The organism is Corynebacterium sp. HMSC14B06 (assembly GCF_001807075.1).
Lineage (GTDB): Bacteria > Actinomycetota > Actinomycetes > Mycobacteriales > Mycobacteriaceae > Corynebacterium > Corynebacterium jeikeium_D.
Genome location: NZ_KV787392.1, coordinates 116,269 through 140,735, shown reverse-complemented (window position 1 = coordinate 140,735; position 24,467 = coordinate 116,269). Strand labels below are relative to the sequence as shown.

21 protein-coding genes and 1 tRNA gene are annotated in these 24,467 nt (G+C 58.9%); 14 read left to right on the top strand and 8 right to left on the bottom strand.

Annotated features, from left to right (window positions below):
* Nucleotides 1–10 precede the first annotated feature (10 nt).
* The 6 genes from HMPREF3130_RS08040 to HMPREF3130_RS08015 all read left to right on the top strand — a co-directional run bounded on the left by HMPREF3130_RS08040 (nucleotide 11) and on the right by HMPREF3130_RS08015 (nucleotide 6,982).
* Complete coding sequence (locus HMPREF3130_RS08040; protein ID WP_048734147.1) at nucleotides 11–520, top strand: Rv1476 family membrane protein; 510 nt, start codon at nucleotides 11–13, stop codon at nucleotides 518–520.
* 631 nt (nucleotides 521–1,151) lie between these two features.
* Entirely contained in the window at nucleotides 1,152–2,789 is a 1,638-nt protein-coding gene (locus HMPREF3130_RS08035; protein WP_070429717.1) for a DIP1281 family NlpC/P60 protein, read from the top strand.
* 54 nt (nucleotides 2,790–2,843) lie between these two features.
* Nucleotides 2,844–3,848, top strand: a complete 1,005-nt coding sequence (locus HMPREF3130_RS08030) for an AAA family ATPase (RefSeq protein ID WP_016422767.1) — start codon at nucleotides 2,844–2,846, stop codon at nucleotides 3,846–3,848.
* Complete coding sequence (locus HMPREF3130_RS08025) at nucleotides 3,848–4,696, top strand: DUF58 domain-containing protein (protein WP_016422768.1); 849 nt, start codon at nucleotides 3,848–3,850, stop codon at nucleotides 4,694–4,696. The genes HMPREF3130_RS08030 and HMPREF3130_RS08025 overlap by 1 nt, the downstream gene beginning before the upstream one ends.
* Before the next feature lie 115 nt (nucleotides 4,697–4,811).
* Nucleotides 4,812–5,804 (top strand): VWA domain-containing protein, encoded by a 993-nt coding sequence (locus HMPREF3130_RS08020; protein ID WP_049190713.1) that lies wholly within the window; start codon nucleotides 4,812–4,814, stop codon nucleotides 5,802–5,804.
* 119 nt (nucleotides 5,805–5,923) lie between these two features.
* Nucleotides 5,924–6,982, top strand: coding sequence for a ferrochelatase (locus HMPREF3130_RS08015; protein WP_070429716.1), 1,059 nt, complete (start codon nucleotides 5,924–5,926; stop codon nucleotides 6,980–6,982).
* A 40-nt stretch (nucleotides 6,983–7,022) separates the two neighbouring features.
* Here the strand turns inward: HMPREF3130_RS08015 and HMPREF3130_RS08010 are convergent, their stop codons facing one another.
* The gene (locus tag HMPREF3130_RS08010; RefSeq protein WP_016422771.1) at nucleotides 7,023–7,880 is read right to left on the bottom strand and encodes a hypothetical protein; all 858 of its coding nucleotides are present in this window, start codon (nucleotides 7,878–7,880) and stop codon (nucleotides 7,023–7,025) included.
* A 65-nt stretch (nucleotides 7,881–7,945) separates the two neighbouring features.
* Between HMPREF3130_RS08010 and HMPREF3130_RS08005 the strand changes: the two genes are divergently transcribed.
* From HMPREF3130_RS08005 to HMPREF3130_RS07995, 3 genes are all read left to right on the top strand, one after another.
* On the top strand, nucleotides 7,946–8,800 hold the full coding sequence (locus HMPREF3130_RS08005) for a DUF3097 domain-containing protein (RefSeq protein WP_048734135.1): 855 nt from the start codon (nucleotides 7,946–7,948) through the stop codon (nucleotides 8,798–8,800).
* Nucleotides 8,801–8,860: 60 nt separating this feature from the next.
* The gene (locus HMPREF3130_RS08000; protein ID WP_042388696.1) at nucleotides 8,861–9,298 is read left to right on the top strand and encodes an NfeD family protein; all 438 of its coding nucleotides are present in this window, start codon (nucleotides 8,861–8,863) and stop codon (nucleotides 9,296–9,298) included.
* A 91-nt stretch (nucleotides 9,299–9,389) separates the two neighbouring features.
* Nucleotides 9,390–10,790 (top strand): SPFH domain-containing protein, encoded by a 1,401-nt coding sequence (locus HMPREF3130_RS07995; RefSeq protein ID WP_070429715.1) that lies wholly within the window; start codon nucleotides 9,390–9,392, stop codon nucleotides 10,788–10,790.
* 4 nt (nucleotides 10,791–10,794) lie between these two features.
* Here HMPREF3130_RS07995 and HMPREF3130_RS07990 read toward each other — a convergent pair whose 3' ends face one another.
* Nucleotides 10,795–11,367, bottom strand: coding sequence for a DNA-binding protein (locus tag HMPREF3130_RS07990; protein WP_070429714.1), 573 nt, complete (start codon nucleotides 11,365–11,367; stop codon nucleotides 10,795–10,797).
* Nucleotides 11,368–11,494: 127 nt separating this feature from the next.
* Complete coding sequence (locus tag HMPREF3130_RS07985; RefSeq protein WP_070429713.1) at nucleotides 11,495–12,166, bottom strand: TVP38/TMEM64 family protein; 672 nt, start codon at nucleotides 12,164–12,166, stop codon at nucleotides 11,495–11,497.
* 423 nt (nucleotides 12,167–12,589) lie between these two features.
* On the opposite strand from HMPREF3130_RS07985, the gene HMPREF3130_RS07980 reads away from it, so the two are divergent.
* The 3 genes from HMPREF3130_RS07980 (at nucleotide 12,590) to meaB (ending at nucleotide 17,853) form a co-directional block, all read left to right on the top strand.
* Nucleotides 12,590–14,446, top strand: coding sequence for a methylmalonyl-CoA mutase family protein (locus tag HMPREF3130_RS07980; protein ID WP_180802975.1), 1,857 nt, complete (start codon nucleotides 12,590–12,592; stop codon nucleotides 14,444–14,446).
* 8 nt (nucleotides 14,447–14,454) lie between these two features.
* Complete coding sequence (scpA, locus tag HMPREF3130_RS07975) at nucleotides 14,455–16,674, top strand: methylmalonyl-CoA mutase (RefSeq protein WP_005510731.1); 2,220 nt, start codon at nucleotides 14,455–14,457, stop codon at nucleotides 16,672–16,674.
* A 66-nt stretch (nucleotides 16,675–16,740) separates the two neighbouring features.
* Complete coding sequence (gene meaB / locus HMPREF3130_RS07970; protein ID WP_048734122.1) at nucleotides 16,741–17,853, top strand: methylmalonyl Co-A mutase-associated GTPase MeaB; 1,113 nt, start codon at nucleotides 16,741–16,743, stop codon at nucleotides 17,851–17,853.
* A 60-nt stretch (nucleotides 17,854–17,913) separates the two neighbouring features.
* On the opposite strand, the gene HMPREF3130_RS07965 is transcribed toward meaB, so the two are convergent.
* Nucleotides 17,914–18,246, bottom strand: coding sequence for an ArsR/SmtB family transcription factor (locus tag HMPREF3130_RS07965; RefSeq protein WP_048734120.1), 333 nt, complete (start codon nucleotides 18,244–18,246; stop codon nucleotides 17,914–17,916).
* A 198-nt stretch (nucleotides 18,247–18,444) separates the two neighbouring features.
* Here HMPREF3130_RS07965 and cls point away from each other — a divergent pair, with 198 nt between their 5' ends.
* Nucleotides 18,445–19,926, top strand: a complete 1,482-nt coding sequence (gene cls / locus HMPREF3130_RS07960) for a cardiolipin synthase (RefSeq protein WP_168157919.1) — start codon at nucleotides 18,445–18,447, stop codon at nucleotides 19,924–19,926.
* 77 nt (nucleotides 19,927–20,003) lie between these two features.
* Here the strand turns inward: cls and HMPREF3130_RS07955 are convergent.
* Nucleotides 20,004–20,089, bottom strand: a tRNA-Leu gene (locus HMPREF3130_RS07955).
* 226 nt (nucleotides 20,090–20,315) lie between these two features.
* On the opposite strand from HMPREF3130_RS07955, the gene HMPREF3130_RS07950 reads away from it, so the two are divergent.
* A complete protein-coding gene (locus HMPREF3130_RS07950) occupies nucleotides 20,316–20,888 on the top strand; it encodes a YbhB/YbcL family Raf kinase inhibitor-like protein (protein ID WP_049170574.1) in 573 nt (190 codons plus the stop codon).
* Nucleotides 20,889–21,026: 138 nt separating this feature from the next.
* Here HMPREF3130_RS07950 and HMPREF3130_RS07945 read toward each other — a convergent pair whose 3' ends face one another.
* The 3 genes from HMPREF3130_RS07945 to HMPREF3130_RS07935 all read right to left on the bottom strand — a co-directional run bounded on the left by HMPREF3130_RS07945 (nucleotide 21,027) and on the right by HMPREF3130_RS07935 (nucleotide 24,335).
* Nucleotides 21,027–22,127: a quinone-dependent dihydroorotate dehydrogenase gene (locus HMPREF3130_RS07945; RefSeq protein WP_049193506.1), complete on the bottom strand. Its 1,101-nt coding sequence runs from the start codon at nucleotides 22,125–22,127 to the stop codon at nucleotides 21,027–21,029.
* A complete protein-coding gene (locus HMPREF3130_RS07940) occupies nucleotides 22,128–23,291 on the bottom strand; it encodes a hypothetical protein (protein WP_210387122.1) in 1,164 nt (387 codons plus the stop codon).
* Between the two features lie 108 nt (nucleotides 23,292–23,399).
* Nucleotides 23,400–24,335, bottom strand: a complete 936-nt coding sequence (locus HMPREF3130_RS07935) for an aldo/keto reductase (RefSeq protein WP_070429711.1) — start codon at nucleotides 24,333–24,335, stop codon at nucleotides 23,400–23,402.
* Between the last annotated feature and the right edge of the window lie 132 nt (nucleotides 24,336–24,467).

Genomic DNA, 24,467 nt, shown 5'->3' with positions numbered 1-24,467 from the left:
AAGGCAATTAATGCATACGCCAGCAGATTCACAGGCAGCGAAAGAAACCGTCGAGAAGGTGGTCGCTCAGCTACGCACCGACAACATCGTGACAAATAACCCACAGCTCCGAGAAGCGGTCCAGCCAATTGTCGACGATGCAGCAAATCGGGGGGTGCCCAATTTCAATATCATCTACCTAGATAGCGAGAAGATTTACCCCGTCGCCGAACAAAAGAACACCGACATCTTTTCCTTTGCCCGCCAAGTAGCGGACCAAGTCGGCGGCACCACTGTCGTGCGCACACCGGGCAATGTGGCCACCGCATCTGCCGATTTCCCCCGCGCAGCCATTGAACGCGCCGACCACGCAATGATGGAGACTCCACGAGACTATCCGGCGGGCCTCGATGCCTATTTGCACGAGCTCACTAACTACGTCGTTCCGTGGACTCTTTACAGCCTCATCGCAGGCGTCGTTATCGTCGCACTCTTCGTCGGACTGACGTTCTACTGGCTACGCACACGCCCAACCGCTTAAGAGTTCGCTTTACGACGGACGCTGAAGCTAACGGTCTCACTGAATACATTCACCGTCCCCGGTTTTCCACCCCCAGGCGAAAGACAGGGCAAATGCCCCAAAAACTGGTAGCAGTGGAGAAATCAGCCACTATCTGAATTGGATAACACTGTTGCAGCCACCGTAACCGTGTCAACGATTTTCACAAAGGTCAAGCATTAAAGCTTGACCTTTTCTTATGTCCGGTACCCCAGGTAAAGGCCCACGACACTCCGGCACGCCGATAAGTCATCTAATAGTGACATAATTCACATAGAAACCTAGGGCTCACCATAACCGCAGGCCACGACATATAACGAAACGGTCACAAAGTGGGGGACAGTTGGTAATTTTGTTACTTATGTTTTTTTAGAGCTTTTTGACCCGTAAAGTGCTTCGTGATGCCAATAGTGGACTCAAGGGTCCAGTATTGACCAATGAAAAACTCGCGGGAGCGCCGCTGTTGCTTTTGGTTCTGGTTTCGGTTCGACGTTTTTCGAAGTTCCACTCAAGACCTGGAGGCAACAACAGGAAGATATCCAACGATGGGGAAGTCGCTGGTGTCGATTCTGAGGCGTGAACGCACCCATAGGAGAAATGTAGGAGTAACGCGGTGCCGAGTAATCGCAAAGTCCGTGCATCATATTGGACTCGTCCAATTGCCGGTATTATCACGGCGGGTCTTCTGGCGACGAACACTCAGGTCGCAGCTGCACAACCACTAAATCCGAGCGACGCCCAGATCCGTCAAGCGCGCGAGGCGGCCTCTAACGCCGAGTCGTACTTGCAGTCCCTGGTCGCCGAGGTAACTTCCAGCGAGCGCCGGGTATCTGACCTCGAGCTACGCATGGGCACTCTCCGCGAGGATGTCAACAAGGCCATGGTAGACCTTGAGAACGCTCGAGATGCCGCTAACCGTGCGCGCGAGGCGGTCGACGAGGCACGGATCCAACTCGACCGTTCCCGCGCTGAGCTCGCTAGTGCCCAGAAGCAGTTCGACGAGCTAGCACGCACCATCATGCGCCAGGGACGTTCCAGCGGCTCGATTCTCGAAGGTGCGCGAGATGCATCCGAGGCTATTAACCGCCTGTCCGCTTTGCGTCGCGAAGCTGATCGTCAAGAGCAGACCGTTGACTCCCTGGATAAGAATCGAACCGAGGCTGCTAACCAGGAGTCCACGCTTCGCAAGAAGAGTGACGAGGCTCAGCAGGCGGAAGCCACCGCAAACCAGCGAAACACCGATGCTCAGAACGCGTACTCCGAGGCAAACGAGGAGCTTCAAAAGGAGCAAGCTGATTACCAGCAGGCTCAGGTCGATCGCGATGCCGCAAAGGCATCTTTGGATGCAGCCCGAAACGCGGTCAACGAGCTGAACTCCCAGCGCCAGAATTACGAGAACGAGCAGGCCCGCAAGGAAGCGGAAGACGCCGCTGCCAAGAAGGCCGCTGAGGAAGCCGCAGCTAAGACTCGCGCCGAGGCGCAGTCGAACCAGACTGATGAGGATTCCTCTTCTGAGTCCACAGATGAAAGCTCTAGCACCACTGGTTCTACGGGCTCGACTGGTTCCACTAGCTCAACTGACTCGACTGGTTCCACTGACTCTACCGACTCGACTGGTTCTACGGGCTCCACTGGCTCGACTGGTTCTAGCAGCTCGACCGACTCCACTGGCTCCACCAGTTCCTCTGAGACGACCGAATCTTCGGACTCCTCTGAGTCCACCGAGACCTCGGAATCTTCTAGCACCGACAGCTCGTCGTCAAGCGGCACCCCGGCGCAGACTGTGGCGCCGACGAATCCAGAGACTGGTCAGAGCACCTCGGGTTCTTCCAGCCAGAAGGTCGAGACTGTCATCGCACGCGCGATGGGGCAGCTCGGTGTCCCATACGCATGGGGCGGCGGCAACGCCAACGGCCCGACCAAGGGCATCCGTGACGGCGGAGTAGCTGACTCCCACGGCGACTACAACAAGATTGGTTTCGACTGCTCGGGCCTGACTCTGTACGCCTACGCCGCTGTCGGCATTGACCTGCCTCACTACACCGGCTACCAGTACCAGCGCGGAAAGCACTACCCGGCATCTCAGATGAAGCGTGGTGACCTGCTGTTCTGGGGCCCGAATGGTCATGGCCACGTCGCTATCTACCTGGGCGATGGCAAGATGATTGAGGCACCGCAGTCCGGTTCTGTGGTTAAGATTTCGCCAGTCCGTTATAACGGAATGACACCGAACGTTGTCCGCCTCGTCTAGTTTCTAACGACGTGTTCTACAGGTCGGGCAACCGACCTAAAGAAGGGTTTCTCTGTGACCTACCCAACGCCCACTGACCACACGGACCTCGAGCGCGCATACGCGGAGCTGGGGAAGGTTGTGGTTGGCCAGGAGCACCTGATTAAGCAGCTCTTCATCGCGATGCTCGCAGGAGGTCATGTCCTGCTCGAAGGTGTTCCGGGTGTTGCGAAAACTCTGGCAGTGTCTACTTTTGCCACAGTGATGGGTGGGTCCTACTCCCGTATCCAGTTCACTCCGGATTTGGTGCCATCAGATATTGTCGGCACCCGGATTTTCCGCCAGGACACCTCGGAGTTCATTGTCGAGCCCGGCCCGGTCATGTCAAATATCGTGCTCGCTGATGAAATCAACCGCGCACCGGCGAAGGTGCAGTCGGCTCTGCTGGAAGTCATGGCAGAGCACCAGGTGTCCATCGCAGGGGAGTCCACGCCAGTACCGGAGCCGTTTTTGGTTCTGGCCACGCAAAACCCAATCGAAAACCAGGGTGTCTACCCACTGCCGGAGGCCCAGCGGGACCGTTTCCTATTTAAGGTCCTCGTGGGTTACCCCACTCCGGCGGAAGAGCGGGAGATTGTCTACCGCATGGGAGCCACCCCTCCAGTCGCGCAGCAGATTCTCACCCCAGAGAGTGTTCGGGAACTGCAGCGCGCTACCCGCGAAGTCTTTGTCCACCACACACTGATTGACTACATCGTGGCCGTCATCGAACTCACCCGCAATCCGATGCGGGCGGAGTTGAAGGATGTCGACCGCTGGCTTTCCTATGGCGCATCACCGCGTGCAACTCTTGGTGCTGTCGCGGCTGCCCGCGCCCACGCGCTGTTTTCCGGTCGCGACTATGTCGTGCCGGACGATGTGGTTTCCGTGCTTCCCGACGTGCTGCGTCATCGCTTGGTCCTGTCCTATGAGGGCCTGGCCGATGGCGTTACTCCCGAACGGATTATTGACATCGTGTTGTCTCACGTGCGCCTTCCCCAAGGCGCGAGCACTGGCTCCGATGAGGGCACTGCCTCCTAATGTCAGCTCGTGAAGACGATCTTGCACGCGTCCTGGCGTACTTAGAGCTAACTGTTACGCGTAAGCTCAACGGACTTTTGCGCGGCAGCTTTCTCTCCACCGCTACTGGAGATGGCTCTGAGCCGGTTGGCTCCCGCGAATATGTCATCGGCGATGATGTTCGCCAGATGAACTGGGCAGTGACAGCCCGTACTGGAGTGCCGCATGTTCGCACCTCCGAGGCCGAGCGTGAGCTGGAGTGCTGGATTGTCGCCGAACCCGCCGCACGTCTGTCCACGGGATTGGCCGATACCACCAAACGACATCTGCTCACCGCCGCTGCCGGCGCTGTGACTATGCTTAACGACGCCCCGGGGTCCCGAACTGGATTAATCGCCGGTGGCACTCCAGTGCCCGCGGGCCAGGGCCGTGCCCACAGCTTGATGCTGCTCAAGCAGTTGGCTGACGCGACTGCTGAGCATAACCTCGCAGCGGATATTGACACAGTAATGACTCAGGCTCCGCGCGCTGGGCTGTTGGTTGTCATCTCGGATTTCCTTGGATCACTCGATTGGGCGCGCCCGCTGCGCGTTGCCTCGGCCTCGACAGAGATTATGGCGATTCGCCTGGTAGATCCAGCCGATGAAGCCTTACCCGGCGAAGGCCCGGTGGTCATGGCGGATTCAGCTACCGGCGAGACCATTGAACTCAACATCAACGACAAGACCCGCGCCGAGTATGCAGCTCAGGCTCGTGCCCACCACGAGCGTGTAATCAATGAACTGCGCAAATGCCGTGCTCGCGTTATTACCTTGCGTACGGATTCCGATTGGGTACTGGATTTTGCTCGACAAATTGGCCAACATTAGCGTCTGAGTAACCGCTTGTTAGTGCTATCTTTTTTGGGCCACCGACTAACCGGCTATAGCCACTGGTTTATACGCGACTGTTTAGGCGACTGGATGTGAGGAAACTGATACCGCGATGACGTTCCTAAACTCAACTTTTGCGCACCCAGGGTGGCTGCTCGCACTCGCTCTGCCTCTCGTGGCAGCCGTGGCCTATTGGATCAGCACTAAGCAGCGAAAGCAACGTGCCATTGCCTTTGGCAACTTCACCATCGTTGGGTCACTGGGGAATAAGTCGTCGGCACGCCTGCGCCATGTCGTAGCTATCAGTGCGCTGTTGTCACTTGTTCTGGTCATCATTTCATTGGCTGGTCCGATTTCGGAGACCAAAGTCGCCCGCAACCGAGCGACGGTTATGCTGGTGGTCGACGTTTCGCTGTCCATGTCGGCCACAGATGTTGCGCCAGACCGCATCACTGCAGCTAAAGAAGCCGGCCAAGAGTTCGTGGAGAACCTTCCCGACGACCTCAATATCGGCCTGGTGACGTTCTCTGGTCGTGCTCGCACTGCTGTCAGCCCGACTACCAACCATGACACCGTGAATCGAGCGCTCCAGGCTGCTGAGTTAGATCAGGCGACTGCGACCGGTGATGCTATCGCTGCCGCGCTGGATGCCATCAATCAGTTCAGCGACTCAGTTCAGGGCGGGGGAGAAGGCGCCCCACCAGCTACAATCGTGCTGCTTTCCGACGGCAAACAGACCGTCCCACAAGAACTCGACGATCCCCGCGGCGCATATACCGCCGCCGCCGAAGCCGCCAAGGCCGGGGTGCCTGTCAACACGATTTCGTTCGGTACCGCGCAAGGCGCAATCACGGTTCAGGGCGAATTGATTCCAGTGCCTAACGACGACGATTCGCTGCGAGAGATCGCCCGTCGAACAAAAGGTGAGTTCTTCAGCGCTGGTTCCCTCGAGCAGCTCCGCGATGCCTATGGCTCACTGGAAGATGACATCGGTTACGAACTCAAGCGGGCCGAGAATCCGAGGCCCTATCTGATCGCAGCCTTCGCGATGCTGCTAGTGACCGTGGGCTCACTGCTTGTGACCAATCGTCGAATTCCGCAGTAGGGCTGGGTTAGGGTGCCGTCGTAAAGCGATTTGTATGGAACCCGATTGGCAGGAGACGCCGGGGGCATTGAGCAGTCGTCTTATGGAGTCCTCAGACTGCGCTACTAACATGATTAGCTATGTCTTCTGATAATTTTGACGCTATTTTGCTGTTGTCTTTCGGCGGTCCCGAAAAGATGGCCGATGTGCGTCCCTTCCTGGAGAATGTCACCCGCGGCCGCGGAATTCCGCCGGAGAGGTTGGACGAAGTCGGTGCACACTACGCGCACTTTGGCGGTAAGTCCCCGCTCAACGATTTAAACCGCGAAATTGTCTCCAACCTTAAGGCTGAGCTCACTCGCCGTGGCTATGACTTGCCTGTTTATTTCGGCAATCGCAATTGGCATCCGATGGCTGAAGACACCGCGGCAAAGATGGCTGATGACGGTGTTAAGCGAGCGCTCGTTTTCGCCACTAGCGCCTGGGGCGGCTACTCCGGCTGCCGCCAGTATCACGAAGACATTGCTCGGATGCGCGAATCTCTGGGCGACCGTGCTTTTGACATGGAGAAAATCCGGAGCTTCTACGATCATCCGCTCTTTATAAAAGCCTATGCAGACGCAGTGCGTGAGGCGTTTGCCAAGCTACCGGATGACCGCCGTGAGGACACCCGGCTTATTTTCACCGCTCACTCTATTCCGGTCTCTGCGGACAAGGCATCCGGGCCGGTAGAGCTCGGCGGAAATCTTTACTCCCGCCAGGTCAACGAAGCAGCACGGCTCGTCGCCGACGCAGTGGGTATCACCGACTTTGACGTCGTCTGGCAGTCCCGCTCTGGCCCGGAGCACGTGCCGTGGTTGGAGCCTGACATCGTCGACCACGTTGAAGCGAAGGTCGCCAACGGCCTCCGATCCGCAATAGTGTGCCCGATTGGCTTCATCTCGGATCATGTTGAGGTCGCCTGGGATTTGGATGCTGAGCTTCAGGATGAAATGGCTCATCACGACATCGTCATCGAGCGGGTCGCAACGCCTGGTCCGACGGCTACTTTCACTGACATGCTCGTGGAGCTCATCGAAGAGCGCATCGCAGATGTCAAGCCCCGCCATCTGGGAAGTGAACCGCTACTCGGCTCGGCCTGCAACGGCGCCCCCTGCGCCGCATCCTGTTGTACCCCGGCAAAGCGCCGCCCACACTGATTCCTTTGGTTTCAATCGGGCCTCGGGGCAGGGCAAATCTCTAGCGGGTCCACTCCTGAATCGCGTATTCCACCGCGCTCATCCGCGCCTGCCGGATCTTTCGCCACAGCGGGATGAGCTGCGCGTCAAACGCGGCGCTGCCGTGCCCGGACTCGCTGCCCTGTGCCACCGCCAGAATCGACGACACCCGATCAGCTCTGGCGAGCACTCCCAGTGCACGGCGCGGCACATCATCCGGCACAAAGGCCATGTCCAGGTGGTCATCGAGCATGCCGACCATCAGCCGGGGATCCACTTTCGGGGCACCACTGCTTGACGACGTCAGCGGTGAACGCGGCATCGCCGCAATCGTGGCAGCCGCAACCCGCGCCGCATCTGCCAGCTGTAAATCCGCCTCGCCAGGGGAGAGATAGGCCGGCTCGGGAATGTGGCCTTCCAGTGTGTACCAATGCCACTGCGGTAGGCCTGGCACCGGCGTTGTCACTGGTATGAGCACATGGTTCCAGCCCGGCTCCGCATCCGCAATCACAATGGCCGAGCCTGCTGCGCGTGCAGCTTCAGCGGCGTCGGTTCCCGCAGGCAGTGCAGGTGCATCACCGGGCCCGGAGAGAATGAGGCGGACGAGGGGACGGTGGTCACTGTGCCAATCTCCCGCTTCAGTAACCGCTCGAAGAAGGCGGAGCATGTCGCTTCGATCGAGATCAGCGTCGCAATCGATGACATTCGGAACCGTGGCGTCGGCAAGCACGAACGTCCCCGGAACTGACGTGGGTCCGCCGAGCGAGTCTAGCGCGTCGAGGAGATGATCGTAGTTTTCCAAACCCGACAACCACGCGCCCAGCCAAAGGGCGATGTGCTGAGTTGGACTCCAGACCTGGTCGAGAACACTGCGCTGCATAGTGCAGCTCATCCTAGTGCAGCGTGTCGTTGGTCCCGTAACCGATGCTGTTAATCTCAGTACCCATGAGCTTTCAAGACCCGTACCGCAATCAGGACGTGTTCGCTGGCGCACGTGGCCACCGCCGTCGTATCCCACAGCCGGCACGCGAGGTGACAGCAGAAAATGGTGTTGTCGTCGAGGCGTCCTATGACGGATTCGTCGGTGCGATTATCGGGTTGGAGAAAACTTTCGACGGCTGGTGCGTCCGGCTGGAGGACCGCCACGGCAAGTCGCGGCTATTTCCCATGCACGAGCGCGGATTTCTCATCGACGGCAAACCTGTGACTCTGGTGCGTCCGAAGGCACAACCCAAAAAGCCCTCACAGGATCTATCGGCATCGGGCTCGCGCAAGGTTCACAACGTCAAGGCGAAAGTTGCTCTCCCCAGCCGTATTTGGGTCGAGGGTATTCATGACGCGGCAATTGTCGAGAAGGTATGGGGCCACGATTTGCGTGTCGAAGGCGTAGTCGTGGAGTATCTGGAGGGCTTGGACAACCTTCCAGAACGCTTGGCCGAATTTGGTCCGGGTCCGAAGCGCCGCGTCGGAGTCCTGGCAGACCACTTGGTGGAGGGCAGTAAGGAAAGCCGCATGACTCAGCAGCTCGGCCCGCACGTGATGGTCACAGGCCACCCGTTTATCGATGTCTGGCAAGCGGTCAAACCCTCGTCGGTAGGCATCGAGGCATGGCCGGAAGTTCCCTACGGGGAGGACTGGAAGACAGGAATCTGCCGTCGCTTGGGCTGGGGAGACGACCCCAAGGAGGGCTGGCGACGTGTCTACGCAGGTGTACACACCTACCGTGATCTGGAGTCAGATTTGATTGGCGCAGTTGAGCGCCTGGTCGACTTCGTCACTGAGCCACATATGCAGTACTGACCCCGGAATACTGGCTCCACTCGCCCCACATTTGTTCTGCAAAGTAGGTAGGGTGAGGGCGTGATTCCTCTCCTTTGGCTCGGAGCAAGCCTCCTACTGGTTCTCGGTGAACTCGCAGTCGGAGATTTAGCACTGTTAATGCTCGGAGGTGGTGCACTGGCAGCGTCCGGTGCGAGCCAGCTTGGAGCGCCGCTTTGGCTGTCAGTGGTTATCTTCGCCGTTGTGTCCGCCGCACTTGTGCTGACAGTTCGCCCTGTGTTGCGCAAAAAGATGGCAAAACCGGACAAGTCCGCAGAACTGGAGTCGCGTCCGGAACTGCTAGCGGGCCGTCATGCTGAGGTCATCGAGCCAGTTTCCTCGTCAGCGGGTCTGATTAAGGTCAATGGCGAGTTGTGGAGCGCGCGCAGTCTTCTGACTGCGCAGACCTTCGATGCGAAGGAAAGAGTCACGATTGTAGAGATTTCGGGCAATACCGCAGTAGTGGACAAGCTGCTCTGAGCAGCCGACTCACTTAAAGGGCGCTCGGAGCACTCTTAGTTACTGACCATTAAATAACTGACCACACAGTTTCTAGCTACGAGGGAATCCCATGGAAGGCTTTATCATCCTCGTCGTTTTCATTCTCGTGGTTGTTACCTTGGTTCTCAAAGCGATTGTCCTGGTTCCTCAGGGTGAAGCGGCAATCGTAGAGCGACTGGGACGATACACGCAGACACTGAACAGCGGCCTGAACTTCATCATCCCGATCATTGACCGAGTGCGCGAGAAGGTCGATACCCGTGAGCGTATGGTTACCTTCCCGCCACAGGCAGTGATCACCGAAGACAACCTGACTGTGGCTATCGATACCGTCGTGACCTTCCAGGTCAATGAACCGGATCGGGCAATTTACGGTATCGATGACTACATCTTCGGCGTCGAACAGATCACCACCGCAACGCTTCGCGACGTCGTGGGTGGCCTGACACTGGAAGAGACACTGACTTCCCGTGACTACATCAACCGCCGTCTGCGCGGCGAGCTGGACGAGGCCACTGCCAAGTGGGGTCTTCGTATCGCTCGTGTGGAGCTGAAGGCCATTGAGCCGCCACCGTCGATTCAGCAGTCGATGGAAAAGCAGATGAAGGCCGATCGCGAGAAGCGCGCCATGATTCTGACTGCGGAAGGTACCCGCGAAGCCGATATTAAAACTGCTGAGGGCCGTAAGCAGGCACAGATTCTGGCCGCCGAAGGTAACAAGCACGCAGCAATTCTGGCTGCTGAAGCTGAGCGTCAGGCAACCATTCTGCGCGCTGAGGGTACTCGCGCCGCTACCTACCTTGAGGCACAGGGTAATGCTCGCGCTATCCAGAAGGTCAACGCAGCTGTTAAGGCTTCACAGTTGACACCTGAGATTCTTGCCTGGCAGTACCTGGAGAAGTTGCCTGAGCTGGCAAATAAGGACGGCAATACTGTTTGGATGATTCCGTCGCAGTTCGGCGACAGTCTCGAGAGCTTCGCTAGGGCTTTCGGCAAGAAGGATGCCGACGGTGTCTTCCGCTACGAGCCTCCGGCCGTGAGCCGAGAGACCAAGGAAGAGGCTGAGCAGGGCCGCGACGAGAACTGGTTCGACATGTCGACTAACCCGGAGTTGGCTCGTGCAGTTGCCGCGGCGAACGAGGTCGCTAACCGCCCGGTTGATGATCCGGTGGCTGCAGCAGCTGGTAATACCCCTGAGAGGAAGAAGAATCGCCGCGCTGATTCGGCTCAGCCCGCTCAGCCTGAACAGTTGGGTGGCCAGAACGGCCCGGCAGCGGTTGAACCTGCGACACCGGCTGCGCCCGCTGCGCCGGCCACACCGGCTGCGCCGTCGGTTCCTTCCGGCAAACGTGACCTGCCCTCGGCTCCTGGCGCCGGCAATACCAATGCAGGCGGCGGTGCGCGCTCCGCCGAGCGTCCAGATTTTTCAGGATGGTCACGTGACCCTTACGCCCCAGAAAATGGGCAGTAAGCTTTTATAACTCATCAGCTCGCTGAAGCAGGTGGACGGCCAGGTTCCATCCGGCCAGCTCCGCCTGCCAGCCAGCTGCTGCGAGGCGCTGATTGACGGCCTGCTTTGAAACTCCCAATTCTTCCGCGGCCTCTACCTGTGAAAAACCAGCGCGAACCAAACCAGTTGCCTCGCGGCCTTCGGGGGACCTGCGAGAGATAACGTGGTGCAGCAATGTGAATGCTGCACCAATATCCTCCGAGTAATCCTTACCACGCGGATTGTTAGTCCGAATGCGGGTTTTTACCGTGCCGGCCCTGCCTCCCTTACCGATGACTGAGCTCGATGCCAGATGCGCTTGCTCAATGTCGTCCTGAGGACAAACACCGATACCTATCGCCCAGTCACCTGCCGCCAATAGCGCCAGCACAAGCGTGGTGACTCCCACAGCATTTTCAGGAGCTGCGTGAAGCTCTTCGATACCTGCAACCTCAACAGTTCCTACGCCTTCCAGGCCGGAAAGTGCCTGCGCAGAGGCCTGAACGTGATCTGCCCTGCGAGTAGATCGACCGCGATACCTGGCAAAGACTGAGTACATACGCTCTAGTCTAGCCCCACCCCTTGACAGTTGGGCTAAGACACGTTCCTTCCCTCCGCACACTCACGGGCGCCCAACACCAGCTCGCCGAAAAATCACGCCTAGCTCAAGAGCGCCGAACGGTGTTTTAACGTTTCGATGAACCGGTTACGACAGGGAACTTGGCGTCCGCAAGAAGTCCCAGCAAGCCAAGCACGAGCAGAATTCCCGTGGCCACCGCAAAGCGCACGTCGAAGCCGACCAACAGCGCGTCGCCAAGCAGAACGACGGCGAGTGTGTTCGGCGCCGAACCTAGGGCAGTGGCGATGATATACGGCACGATGCGTATCGACGACAGCCCACAGGCGTAGTTGAGAAACGAAAATGGCACGCCAGCAATCATGCGCAAGCTGAGCACTGTGAGCCAGCCGCGTTGCTCCAACCGATGGTCGAGACTGAGAAGACGGCGGTTGGTCAGGTGCGTGCGAAACCAATCGCGCCCCAAAAACCGCACAATGCATAGGGAGAGAAGGGCAGAAACCGTCGTCGCAGTAATTGCCAGCAGGAAACCGAGCACTGGCCCGAAGAGGATTCCCGAAGCCAAAGTGAATACGGTGCGGGGGATTGGGAACTGAGTCAGTGCAACGTATGCGAGAAAGTAGAGGAGCGGGAACCAGTCACCGGCATCGATGGACCACTGCCGGATGGTAGCGACGGTGGGAACATCGACGTACAGCGTGACGACGACCCCCGCACCTACGGCTAGCACCAGCAGAACCTTTTTGAGTGTAGGGGTAATTCGCACATCGGATACGTTCACCCATTTGAGGTTACCGGGGATTGCGGGGAAGCGTGTGACCTGCGAGTTGGAGGCTCTGCGAAGAGGGGCAGTCAGCGGCTAAAGGCGTTTGCCCTTTATTTCACTAGGATGGGAACCAAGGTCACTATGCCTTTGGCTCGAGCACTTGACGTGCCCGTCAGCACAAAACCGAACGTAAGGGTATTGCACAAATAGCTGAAAAGTTCAGTGCATGGACACTCGGGTGAGTCTTAGCGTCTGACTAGTGGCTCTTATTGACTATTGGAGGAAGCCAACGCCTTTAAATCCCTTTCCGTCGCGGAGAATTCGGAAATTGTCGCAGCCGAATTTCCTCGGTTATGGATTGATAGAGGCGTTGCTTAGAACATGTAAGGGAGAAGGTCTGTCGTGACTGACCGAACGACCCCCGAATCACCTTCCACGCTGCCACCAAACTTCGAGGAATTGCAGAATTCCTGGTATCAGGGCGTGGCCAAGGTATTCGCGCGGGTGCACAAGCAAGACGTTGCAGATGTACCGCTCGATATTTGGAAACGACTGATTCAGACCACCTATGACGGTGTCGATGTTCGCCCGCTCTACACCCGCGCGGACGAGCTCGCGGAAAGCCCAGCTCCGGGCCAGTTCCCATTCGTCCGTGGCGCAAAGGTCACTTCGGACAACACCAACGGTTGGGGCGTTCGGGAAACCTTCGGTCGCCAGTACCCAGGTGAGGATGCACTTGACCCAAAGGCCGTCAACGAGACTCTGCTGACTGCACTGGAAAACGGCACCACGGACATCCGCCTGGACTTCACCGGCTCCCTCGAAGCCGCTGATGTGCCGGCTCTGCTCAACAACGTCTACGTCGACCTTGCTCCGATTGCCGTGCATGCCGGTAAGAAGACTGCGCAGGTTGCGGAAGCACTGACGTCCTACATCGAGCAGGCAAACCCGACTAATCCGGACGCCGTCGCAGTCGAGCTTTCCGCGGCTCCGCTGACCTCCGCTTTTGCCGGTATTGACGATATTTCTCTCGACGAGGCCACGCAACTGGCCGTCAAGGCGGCTAAGCAGCCGGGCGACGTCCGTGCCCTGCTTGTCGACGGCGTTGTTTTCTCCAACCTGGGTGCAAACAACATCCAGGAGATTGGCTACAGTCTCGCCGTTGGTGTCGCCTACTTGCGTGCGCTGACCGACGCGGGCTTGAGCGCTGAAGAAGCCCTCGGCCAGATCGCTTTCCGCTTTGCCGCTACCGACGACCAGTTCGACACCATTGCGAAGTTCCGCGCCGCTCGCGTTCTCTGGGCCCGCGTTGCTGAGGTTATCGGCGCCCCTGAAGCTGGCCGCGCTCCGATGCACGCCGTGACAGCCCCGGTCATGTTCAGCCAGCGCGATCCGTGGGTCAACATGCTGCGTGTGACTGTCGCCTCCTTCGCCGCAGGTGTCGGCGGTGCCTCCTCAGTTGAGGTTCTGCCGTTTGATTACGCAGTTGTCGGCGGCATGCCGAACGTCTCCAAGACTTTCAAGGCTCGCATCGCTCGCAACACCAATCTGTTGCTGCTGGAAGAGTCTCACCTTGGTTACGTCGCCGACCCAGCAGGTGGCTCCTACTTCGTCGAAGACCTGACCGAAGAAATGGCCGACAAGGCATGGGAGATCTTTACCGGCACTGAGGCCGGCGGCGGTTTCGCCTCCGCGGAGGCCGATATTCGCGCCGCCCTGGACGCTACCTGGGAAAAGCGCCGCGCCGACATCGCACACCGCCGCACCAAGGTCACCGCCATCAACGAGTTCCCGAACCTGGCTGAGGCCCCACTGGCTCCTGAGGCCCGCCCGGAGGGCGACCCGATTCGCCGTTGGGCCAGCGACTTCGAGGCGCTGCGCAACCGCTCCGATGACTTCCTGGCTGAAAAGGGCAACCGTCCGCTGATTGCCATGCTGCCGCTGGGTCCGCTGGCCAAGCACAACATCCGCACTGGTTTTACCTCCAACCTGCTGGCTTCCGGCGGTATCGCCGTCGCCAACCCCGGCCAGGTTGTGCCGGGCGAGGCAGGTTTCGAAGAGGCAGTGAAGGCCTCTCCGATTGTCGTGCTGTGCGCAGCCGACAGCGAGTACGAGGCCTCGGGCCAGGACGCTGTCAAGGCCGCCCGCGCCGCCGGCGCTAAGGAGGTCTTGGTGGCCGGCTCCGAGAAGAGCTTCGCCAATGCCGCTGAGGACGCTCGCCCCGACGGATACCTGAACATGACCATCGATGCTGTCGCGGAGCTGTCCCGACTGCTGAACGAACTGGGAGCGTGAAGGAAGTAATGACCACCATCCCAAATTTCGCTGACATCTCCCGCAACACCGACGACGCAGCCGCTGCCACCAACAAGGCAGCTGCCGCGGAAGCTGGTGAAGTGTGGACCATTCCAGAGGGCATCGATGTCAAGCGCGTCTACGATCGCGCTGACCGCGACGCCGCTGCTGCCGAGGGCCACCCGGTAGATTCTTTCCCGGGTATCGCCCCATTCATGCGCGGGCCGTACCCGACCATGTACACCAACCAACCGTGGACTATTCGCCAGTACGCTGGCTTCTCCACCGCAGCTGAGTCCAATGCCTTCTACCGCCGCAACCTCGCGGCCGGCCAGAAGGGCCTTTCGGTCGCTTTCGACCTGGCTACCCACCGTGGCTACGACTCGGACAACCCGCGTGTGTCCGGCGACGTCGGTATGGCCGGCGTGGCAATTGACTCGATTTACGACATGCGTGAGCTCTTCCAGGGCATTGACCTGGGCGGCGTCTCGGTGTCTATGACCATGAACGGCGCTGTGCTGCCGATTCTGGCCTTCTACATTGTCACCGCTGAAGAGCAGGGCGTTTCGACCGAGCAGCTGCGCGGTACGATCCAGAACGACATTCTCAAGGAGTTCATGGTTCGTAACACGTACATCTACCCGCCGAAGCCTTCGATGCGAATCATCTCCTCGATCTTCGAGTACACCTCGGCAAAGATGCCGAAGTTCAACTCGATTTCGATTTCCGGCTACCACATTCAGGAAGCGGGCGCGACGGCCGACCTTGAGCTCGCTTACACGCTTGCCGACGGCATCGAGTACCTGCGGGCCGGTATTGACGCTGGCCTGGAAGTTGATAAGTTCGCTCCGCGTCTGTCCTTCTTCTGGGGCATCTCGATGAACACCTTCACCGAGATCGCCAAGCTGCGTGCAGGCCGCATCCTCTGGTCCGAGCTGGTTGGCAAGTTTGGCCCGAAGAACCCGAAGTCCCAGTCCCTGCGTACTCACTCGCAGACCTCTGGTTGGTCGCTGACCGCTCAGGATGTCTACAACAACGTCGCGCGTACTGCTGTTGAGGCTATGGCCGCAACACAGGGCCACACCCAGTCGCTGCACACCAACGCACTGGACGAGGCTCTGGCACTGCCGACTGACTTCTCAGCCCGTATTGCTCGTAACACTCAGCTGCTGCTTCAGCAGGAGTCCAACACCACGCGTCCGGTTGATCCGTGGGCTGGTTCCTACTACATCGAGTGGCTGACTAATGAGCTGGTCAAGCGTGCACGCCAGCACATCGACGAGGTCGAAGAGGCCGGCGGTATGGCACAGGCCACCATCGAGGGCATTCCGAAGCTGCGTATTGAAGAGGCTGCAGCTCGTACGCAGGCCCGTATTGACTCGGGTCGTCAGGCTCTCATCGGCGTGAATAAGTACCAGGTCGAAGAGGACGAGGCCATCGAGGTTCTCAAGGTTGAGAACTCCCGCGTGCGCCAGGAGCAGATTGACAAGCTGGCTCGCCTGCGCGCCGAGCGCGACGAGGAAGAGGTTCAGAAGGCACTGGCCGCTCTGACCGACGCTTGCCGTAACCCGGGTGAACCGGGGGACCTGGACAAGAACCTTTTGAAGCTCGCTGTCGACTGTGCTCGCGCCATGGCCTCCATCGGTGAAATCTCCGACGCCATGGAAGAGGTCTTTGGCCGCCATCAGGCCGAGATCCGTACTCTCTCCGGCGTCTACAAGGACGAAGTTGGCAAGGAGGGAGCCGTGTCCAACGTCTCCAAGGCCATCGCCATGGCCGATAAGTTCGAAGAGCAGGAAGGTCGCCGTCCCCGTATCTTCCTGGCCAAGATGGGCCAGGATGGTCACGACCGTGGCCAGAAGGTCATCGCGTCCGCCTACGCGGACCTCGGCATGGACGTTGACGTGGGACCGCTGTTCCAAACTCCGGAGGAGGCCGCCAAGTCGGCAGTCGACTCGGATGTCCACGTCGTCGGTGTTTCTTCGCTGGCCGCCGGACACCTGACGCTCGTTCCTGCCCTGCGCGATGAGCTGGCAAAACTGGGTCGTGAGGACATCATGATTGTTGTCGGTGGTGTTATCCCACCGGGCGACTTCCAGGAACTCTACGATGCCGGCGCCGCGGCTATTTACCCGCCGGGCACTGTCATCGCTGATTCGGCAATCGACATGATGACCAAGCTCTCTAACGAGCTGGGCCTCGACCTTGCCGTTGACGAAGAGTCCTAAATAACTACCGCATCCGCGCTGGGCTGACTGTTCAGCTCAGCGCGTTGTCGGAATTGAGAAGTAGCGATGAACGAGTATCTTGAAGAAAACCTGGGCACCCTCGTCACTACCGCTGGCACGGTCGTTGAGGGAAAGACCGCTGTAGCCCCCGAAGTCGTCCGCCGTGCGCGACGACGGATCGATGTCGACGACCTCTTTGAGGGCGTGCGGGCTGGAAACCGCACTAAGTTGGCCCGGGCAATCACGCTGCTGGAGTCGACTGCTCCGGCGCATAAGGTGCTGGCTCAGGAACTACTGGTGAAGTTGCTGCCATTTTCCGGCAAGGCCATGCGCGTCGGACTTACCGGCGTCCCCGGCGTCGGTAAATCAACCACGATTGAAACCCTCGGACTGAAGCTGATCGAGGAGGGCCACCGCGTTGCAGTGCTGGCCATCGACCCGTCGTCGACGAAGTCCGGTGGTTCGATTCTGGGCGACAAGACCCGTATGTCCCGACTCTCGGCCGCGGATGAAGCCTTCATTCGTCCGTCGCCCTCTGCGGGCACACTCGGTGGTGTCGCCAAGGCAACGCGTGAGGCCATGGTGGTGCTCGAGGCCGCAGGCTACGACATTGTCATCGTCGAAACTGTCGGCGTCGGTCAGTCCGAGGTCGCGGTGGCCCAGATGGTGGATACGTTTGCGTTTCTGGCACTCGCCGGCGCTGGTGACCAGCTCCAGGGCATCAAGAAGGGTGTGCTGGAGATGGCCGACGTGATTTCTATCAACAAGGCGGATGGTAAGAACTTGCGCCCGGCAAAGCGCGCTGCGCGTGATCTGATGACGGCCATGAAGATGGTTCGTTCCTCAGACCAAGTCTGGACGCCACCGGTACTGACTATGTCGGCACTGGAAGACGACGGCATCGACAAGTTCTGGCAAGCCATCGAAGACCATGTCGAGGCTATGCACGAGAATCATCTCTTTGATGAAAACCGCGCTAACCAGCAGATTAAGTGGATGTGGTCCATGGTTCACGAGACGCTCTTGCAGCGGCTCAACACCAACGAGGCTGTGCAGACAGAGAGCACCCTGGTGGAAAAACAACTCCGCTCGGGGCTGCTCACACCGACGCTCGCCGCCCAGCGCATCATGGAGGCATTTGACCAGGGAAGGGCATCGAACGCCGGGCTCGCCAACTAGGTTCAGAAAGGCGCGGGGTTTTCGTCGTAAAGCGAGTAAAGCGGGCGTATCCGTGTGCGCCTACTGACCGCGGTGATGGGGCGGATCGCTGTAGAGCGTGTGTTCGGCGAAGTGGAGAGCGTTGACCACGAGGTTGGTGAGGTGCTCGTCGGGCTGAGAGTAGAAGCTAGACGTGCCCTCCTTGCGGGTCTGCACCATATTGGCCATGCGCAACTTCGCCAGGTGCTGAGAAATCGCGGGGACGGGGCGATCGAGCGCGCTAGCGATGGCGGTGACGGTCATCTCCCCGTCACGGAGGAGCGACAGGATCGAGAGACGCGTCTTGTCGGCCATCAACTTCAGTACGTTAGTGGCAACGTCGAACTCGGTGCTCGTAGGAGCCTTCTCAGTCATTTGGAGGGGTAGTCCTTTCGAAGTCGACATGCCAAACGCTTGCGATGTTCAATGAGTTGAACCTTACTACGTATTGATACCAGTATTCAATTTCAGATGTCACAATAGGCTGTCACGAAAAGGGGAGAGTGCACCTAAGGGGCCGCGACCAAAGGTACTGAAAATTCCTTCAGTAATATCATCTGCATGGATTGGTTGATGGGTACCTTCCCGTGGCTGGTGGAGGACTTAACGTGGTGGCAAGTACTATTTTTCGCACTCGACTACACGATTAAGTTCATCGCGATTGGATGGGTGCCGGAAAACCGAAGCCCATCGGCTTCGACGGCGTGGCTGCTGCTGATTCTGCTGATTCCATTTATCGGCCTACCTCTGTTCCTCTTCCTGGGCTCGCAGCAGATTACGGGCCGTCGGCATGAGGTACAGGCACTGGCACAGGAGCTCATTGCGGAACGTACCGAGCATCTGCCCGACGTACCGGACGATGCCGAGATAGAAGATGACGTTGTCAACGTATTCAAGCTCTCGCGCCAGCTCACGGGAATGCCGGCAATTGCCAGCGCGGAAAAGGGACTTTTCACCGAATTCGACGCCTCCATTGACCGCATGATTGAGACCATCGATGCGGCCCAGAAATCAATCCACGTGCAGTCCTACATCTTTGCACTGGATTCCAGCACGGAGCCTTTCATACAGGCTCTTGAACGCGCGCACGACAGGGGACTAGAGGTCAAGGTACTGGTCGATCCAATTGGTTCGTGGAAGTACCCCGGCTACTACAAGCTGAAAAAGCGCCTGGACCAGGCTAAAATCTCCTGGCACCCGATGCTGCCCGTGAGCTTGCTGAAGCTCACCTGGCGCCGCCTGGATCTGCGTAATCACCGCAAGCTCGTAGTTGTTGACGGCGACATTGTATTCATGGGCTCGCAGAATTTGATTGAGCCCGAATATCAGAAGAAAAAGAACCATAAGATCGGCCGTCGCTGGGTGGACACGTGGATTGAGCTCGAGGGCGATATTGCGCTGGCCTTCGACGCAATTTTCGCGGTTGATTGGACCAGCGAGCTATACAAGACCCCAGACGCCACCAGGGACTATTCACTCCACAACACCGAAGTCAACGACAACTACAACGTTGTCCAGGTGCTGCCGTCGGGTCCGGGCTTCAGCACGGAGCCGAACCTGCGCGTCTTCAATAACATGATCTACCAGGCACACGAGCGGATTATCGCCGTCAGCCCGTACTTCGTCCCCGACGAATCCATGCTCATGGCGCTGACCTCTGCCGCATATGGAGGCATCGACGTCCAGCTCTACGTCAACGAAGAGTCCGATCAGTTCATGGTCGGCCACGCGCAGCAGTCCTACTACCAGGCAATGCTAACCGCTGGCGTGAAGATCTACCGCTATCCGGCGCCTGCGGTCCTGCACTCCAAGTTCATGGTTATCGACGACCGCATGGCCATGTTCGGCTCCTCCAATCTGGATATGCGCTCGTTCGGCCTCAACTACGAGATCACGCTTCTTTCCGCCGCCGGTTCCATCGTGGACAAACTGATCACGCTTGCCGACGAGTACCGCGACAAATCTTTCCTGCTCACCCAGGAGGAATGGAATGACCGGCCCCTTCGTCAGCGCTACCTGGACTCTGTTTTCCGCTTGACCTCGGCGCTGCAATAGGGCAGTCCCATTGGTCCGACAGACAAAGCAAAAATCCCGAGAGCTGCACTAATTGCAGTTTCTCGGGATTTATCTTGTGTCCGGAGGGGGACTTGAACCCCCACGCCCGTTAATAGGGCACTAGCACCTCAAGCTAGCGCGTCTGCCATTCCGCCACCCGGACCGGGTAGGAAGCACTTCCGTGCTGACCTGTGATACTGTATCCCGACTACATAATGAAACACAAATTGGCAGGTCAGAGGGGCATTAGCGCGCCAAACCTGGGTGTAATTACATCAGCGGTGTTAGCCCCGCATCCGCCTTGGATTCGCACTGAGAATCAGGCCCTGCAGATAGGGAGTCTTGTAAAGTCCCTGCAGCGCGCTCATAAAGTAGGCACACTGGTAGTTATGACTACGAATTCCAACGACACCGCAAACGACACTGCAAATGCTCCGGTTTTCCCGGGACCAGATCCGTACGCACCGCTGAAGGATTTGCCAACCTTCGAGCTGTCCTCGCCAGATATCAAGGACGGCGAGAAGATTGCGGATGAATTCCGCGCTCCGTCGAATGTTTCCCCACAACTGGATTGGGCAAATCTGCCGGAGGGCACTAAGTCCATTGCCGTGACCTGCTTCGATCCGGATGCTCCGACCGCTTCGGGCTTCTGGCACTGGGCTGTCTTCAACATTCCAGCGACCGAAAAGGGTCTGCCACAGGGAGCTGGCTCCGAAGACGGCTCTAAGCTGCCAGAAGGCGCTATCCAGCTTGTCGGCGACTCGGGCATGCGTGGTCACTACGGAGCTAACCCACCGGCGCAGCATGCCCCACACCGTTACATGTATGCGGTGCACGCGGTCGACGTGGAGAAGCTTGAAGTTCCGGAAGATGCGACGCCGACCGTGCTTGGCTTCAATCTGTACTTCCACTCGATTGCGCGTGCCATCATCACGCCGTGGTGGGAGAACGTCGGGGAGTAGGGATACGCCGCCCACACGGGCAACTCAACCGACCGGGCACGCTACTCATACAGAAAACCCCGGGGCCAGCGCCTTCATGGCAGCTGGCCCCGGGGTCACGTGTTTATTGGGTTAGGAAGCCTCAACCGCTTTCAGCAGTTAACCACGCCACGGCAGACCACAGCCGACTGCCTCCGAAATGGAGTAGAATCCCTGAGCTCGAATCTGGCGAGCCAACCCTTGGTGAATGTCACGAATCCAGTCCGGACCGCCATAAATCAACGGTGTGTAGCCCTGCAGTAGGGAAGCGCCGTTGGCAATCCGCTCCCACGCCTGCTCAGCAGTTTCAATGCCGCCGACGCTGATGAGAACTAGTTTGTCTCCGACGCGCTCGTGCAGCAGCTTCAGCACCTCTAGTGACCGAGCTGCCACAGGAGCACCCGAGACTCCACCGGCCCCCATCTCCGCGACCTCATCCGCGGGCGTACGCAGGCCCTCGCGAGAAATGGTGGTGTTGGTAGCCACAATGCCTGCCAGCCCAAGGTCAACCGCCAAGTCAGCAACTGCGATGACATCATCGTCGGAGAGATCAGGAGCAATCTTGACCAGCACCGGCGAGTCGGTCTCCTCAGTCACCGCTGCCAGAATCGGGCGCAGTGACTCCACTGCCTGAAGGTCGCGCAGACGCGGCGTGTTCGGTGAGGAGACGTTAACAACAACGTAGTCCGCCAAGCCGCCGAGCTGGCTAGCCGATTCTCGATAGTCATCGACGGCCTCTTCCAGCGGAGTCACCTTTGTCTTACCAATGTTGATACCGATGACGTCGTCACTGCGACGCGCCCGCAAGTTCTCCGCTACAGCAGCGGCGCCGGGGTTGTTGAAACCCATGCGGTTCAAAATGGCGCGGTCTTCCTTCAGACGGAACAGACGCGGGCGATCGTTGCCCGGCTGCGGCTTGGCAGTCACGGTTCCCAGTTCCGCGTAGCCAAAACCAATTGGCCCCCAGCAATCCGGGGCAATAGCAGCCTTGTCGAAGCCCGCGGCGAGCCCCAGCGGACGCGGGAAGTCCACACCGAACACGGTTTGACGCAGCACAGCATCGTCAACAACGAGTAGCTTGCTCACCGCCCGCTGTAGACTCTCCGACTTCTGCAGCCCCTTCAGGGTCTTCGAGATGGCCTCGTGAATCTGCTCCGGTGGAACCTGGAACATTGCCTTTAGCGCGAGTTGATAAGACTTGGCGCGAAGTTTCGAAGGCATCTACTTAGTCGCTCCCTCGGAGTCGTCTGCTCCCTTGGTGTCACCTGCACCGGTCGGTAGTTTATCGGCTGGTTCCCGAACCGACATCTCCTCACGGATCTTCTCTGCATCCTGCTTGAAATCAGCAATTGCCTTATCGACGTCCGCGGAGTCAAAAATCTGGGCCCCGTCACCGGTAGCCGAGAAGACGCCAATCTGGCCATCCTCGGTGGCAACAATCGACTGTGGATCTGCAACCGTGTTGATGTCCGCGACCTTGACTGGGGTACCCGAGCTGATGTCGTAGCCAGTCAGCTTGTTCACCTTCGTCGAAGTCACCCAGACAATTCCGCGCGATTCATCGACCGCTACCGCCCACGGAGCCTCCGGGGCCGGAGCTGCCTGGTGGAGGCGAATGACGTCAGTGGCAGTGTAAATAAGAAGCTGGTTGCCCTTGGTGTCTGCGGCAGCAATGACATGATCACCGGAAGCTACCTTGCCGACGCCGATGCCCGCACGCAGCGCAGAGCCAGCGCGGGACTCATCGAGCTTGAGCTCATGCACCGAAGTCTCCGGACGGTTGACCTCTAACAGCTTGACGTCCGCGTCATTGTCCGCTTTGGGAATCTCAACGAGCTGCGACCCGTTATTGGCAGCCTTGAAGTCACTGGCCAACTCGCCATCAGCGCCGAACACATCGACGACATTGCTATCCGCATGGGCACCGATGATGCGGCCGCCTTCCAGGCCAACTGCGGCGGAGTAGTTGGTGCCACGGCCGACAACGGCCGTTTCCGTAGCCTGGTCAGTAATGACGTGGATGCCATCTTCACACGGCAGCAGAGCGTTAGGGCCGCCCGGCGCGAGCTCACCACACTTCGCGTCCAGCTTCATTGATCGCTCAATTGGGTTATTCAGCGGACCGGCAAAGATCTTGTCCCCGGCCTTCAGGACAACTCGGTCGCCGACCAACACGGCATCGGTAACGTCCTCATCAATCTTCTTGGCTCTACCGATAGCAGTATCGGGAGCAGCGGGTGAAGCGGCCGGCACTGGCGTGGCGTTGCCCATTCCGGCATCGATGTCTCCTTCCACATCGGAGGAGCACCCTGCCAGGACCACTGCGCTAGCGGAAAGCCCCGCTAGAAGGGAGGTTATGACACGTCGACGACTGTTTTCACTCACGCTATAGAAACTACCACCCCGGCCTGATTACTTTGTGGACGCCTCCAGCCGTGGGAGGTTCTCGCATTCGTTGTGCCTTATAAGTCTTTAGAAGACTGCCGTTACTGATTACAGCGTGACGTCGTCAAGCGCGTTGCAAATCTGCGGTGGCAGCGTGAGTTGTTCGGAGGTGAGGTTTTCGCGTAGCTGAGCGCGGTCTCGAGCGCCAACGAGAATCGAGGTGACGCCCGGCCGATCGCGTGCCCAGGAAATCGCTGCGACGGCAGCACTGACGCCGAGCCCCTTGGCTGCGGTGGTCAGCGCGCCTGCAACCGTGACGCCGCGTGTGTCGAGATAGTCCTGTACCTCTGCGTCGGCGTGTTCGGAAGCAGCGCGGGAGTCTTCGGGAATGATGTGCTGGTATTTGGCGGTCAAAACACCTTGGGCCAGTGGGGCGCCACCGATAAAGCCGAGCCCCAAATGCTCACAGGCGGGCAGCAGTTCTGCCTCAGGGCTTCGCTGGAGCAGCGAGTACTCATGCTGTGCGAACACCGGAGCGATTCGATCCGCGGCGGCATGCGTCACCGCTGCCTGCCAACCGCTGTATCCACGCACTCCGGCGTAACGTACTTTCCCCGTGCGCACAGCCCATTCCAGGGTATCGGCGACCTCTTCCGGTGGGGTCAGCCCATCCCAGTAGCCGGGCGACCACAGGTCAATGTGTTCGACGCCGAGGCGTCCGAGCGTTTCGTCGAGGTCCTTTTGCAGTGTCTTACGCGAGCAGTCCACGCGCCTGCCGACGGGCCGCTCGGGGTGTATGCCAGATGCGACCGAGAGCACCAATTCGTCGGCAACGCCGCGCTTTGCGATGACCGCACCCAGCATGTCGGCAACAGTGTCGCCGCCGTGGAGTGGGGAAGCGTCGACAAGGTTGCCTCCGGCGTCGAGGAAGTCCGTCAGGATGCGTCCGGCCTCGTCTTGCCTGGTACCCGCACCCCAGGTGGCCGTACCCAGCCCCAAGGCGGAGACGCGTAAACCGCTGTTGCCCAGAATTCGTTGTTGCACGATTTTTACTTTAGGACACCCGTGTGCGGTCGCGGGAAAAGTTCCGCGGGAGAGGTCTCGCTATCGCCGCACCGAAACCTCGCTATAGCCACAACACAAACCGGACGAGTAGCCTATACAGCCGTGACTATC

Coding starts and splice junctions, on each gene's coding strand:
- HMPREF3130_RS08040 (WP_048734147.1), top strand. CDS start 11: ATGCATACGCCAGCAGATTCACAGGCAGCGAAAGAAACCGTCGAGAAG.
- HMPREF3130_RS08025 (WP_016422768.1), top strand. CDS start 3,848: ATGTCAGCTCGTGAAGACGATCTTGCACGCGTCCTGGCGTACTTAGAG.
- HMPREF3130_RS08020 (WP_049190713.1), top strand. CDS start 4,812: ATGACGTTCCTAAACTCAACTTTTGCGCACCCAGGGTGGCTGCTCGCA.
- HMPREF3130_RS08015 (WP_070429716.1), top strand. CDS start 5,924: ATGTCTTCTGATAATTTTGACGCTATTTTGCTGTTGTCTTTCGGCGGT.
- HMPREF3130_RS08010 (WP_016422771.1), bottom strand. CDS start 7,880: ATGCAGCGCAGTGTTCTCGACCAGGTCTGGAGTCCAACTCAGCACATC.
- HMPREF3130_RS08005 (WP_048734135.1), top strand. CDS start 7,946: ATGAGCTTTCAAGACCCGTACCGCAATCAGGACGTGTTCGCTGGCGCA.
- HMPREF3130_RS07995 (WP_070429715.1), top strand. CDS start 9,390: ATGGAAGGCTTTATCATCCTCGTCGTTTTCATTCTCGTGGTTGTTACC.
- HMPREF3130_RS07990 (WP_070429714.1), bottom strand. CDS start 11,367: ATGTACTCAGTCTTTGCCAGGTATCGCGGTCGATCTACTCGCAGGGCA.
- scpA (WP_005510731.1), top strand. CDS start 14,455: ATGACCACCATCCCAAATTTCGCTGACATCTCCCGCAACACCGACGAC.
- meaB (WP_048734122.1), top strand. CDS start 16,741: ATGAACGAGTATCTTGAAGAAAACCTGGGCACCCTCGTCACTACCGCT.
- HMPREF3130_RS07965 (WP_048734120.1), bottom strand. CDS start 18,246: ATGACTGAGAAGGCTCCTACGAGCACCGAGTTCGACGTTGCCACTAAC.
- cls (WP_168157919.1), top strand. CDS start 18,445: ATGGGTACCTTCCCGTGGCTGGTGGAGGACTTAACGTGGTGGCAAGTA.
- HMPREF3130_RS07950 (WP_049170574.1), top strand. CDS start 20,316: ATGACTACGAATTCCAACGACACCGCAAACGACACTGCAAATGCTCCG.
- HMPREF3130_RS07945 (WP_049193506.1), bottom strand. CDS start 22,127: ATGCCTTCGAAACTTCGCGCCAAGTCTTATCAACTCGCGCTAAAGGCA.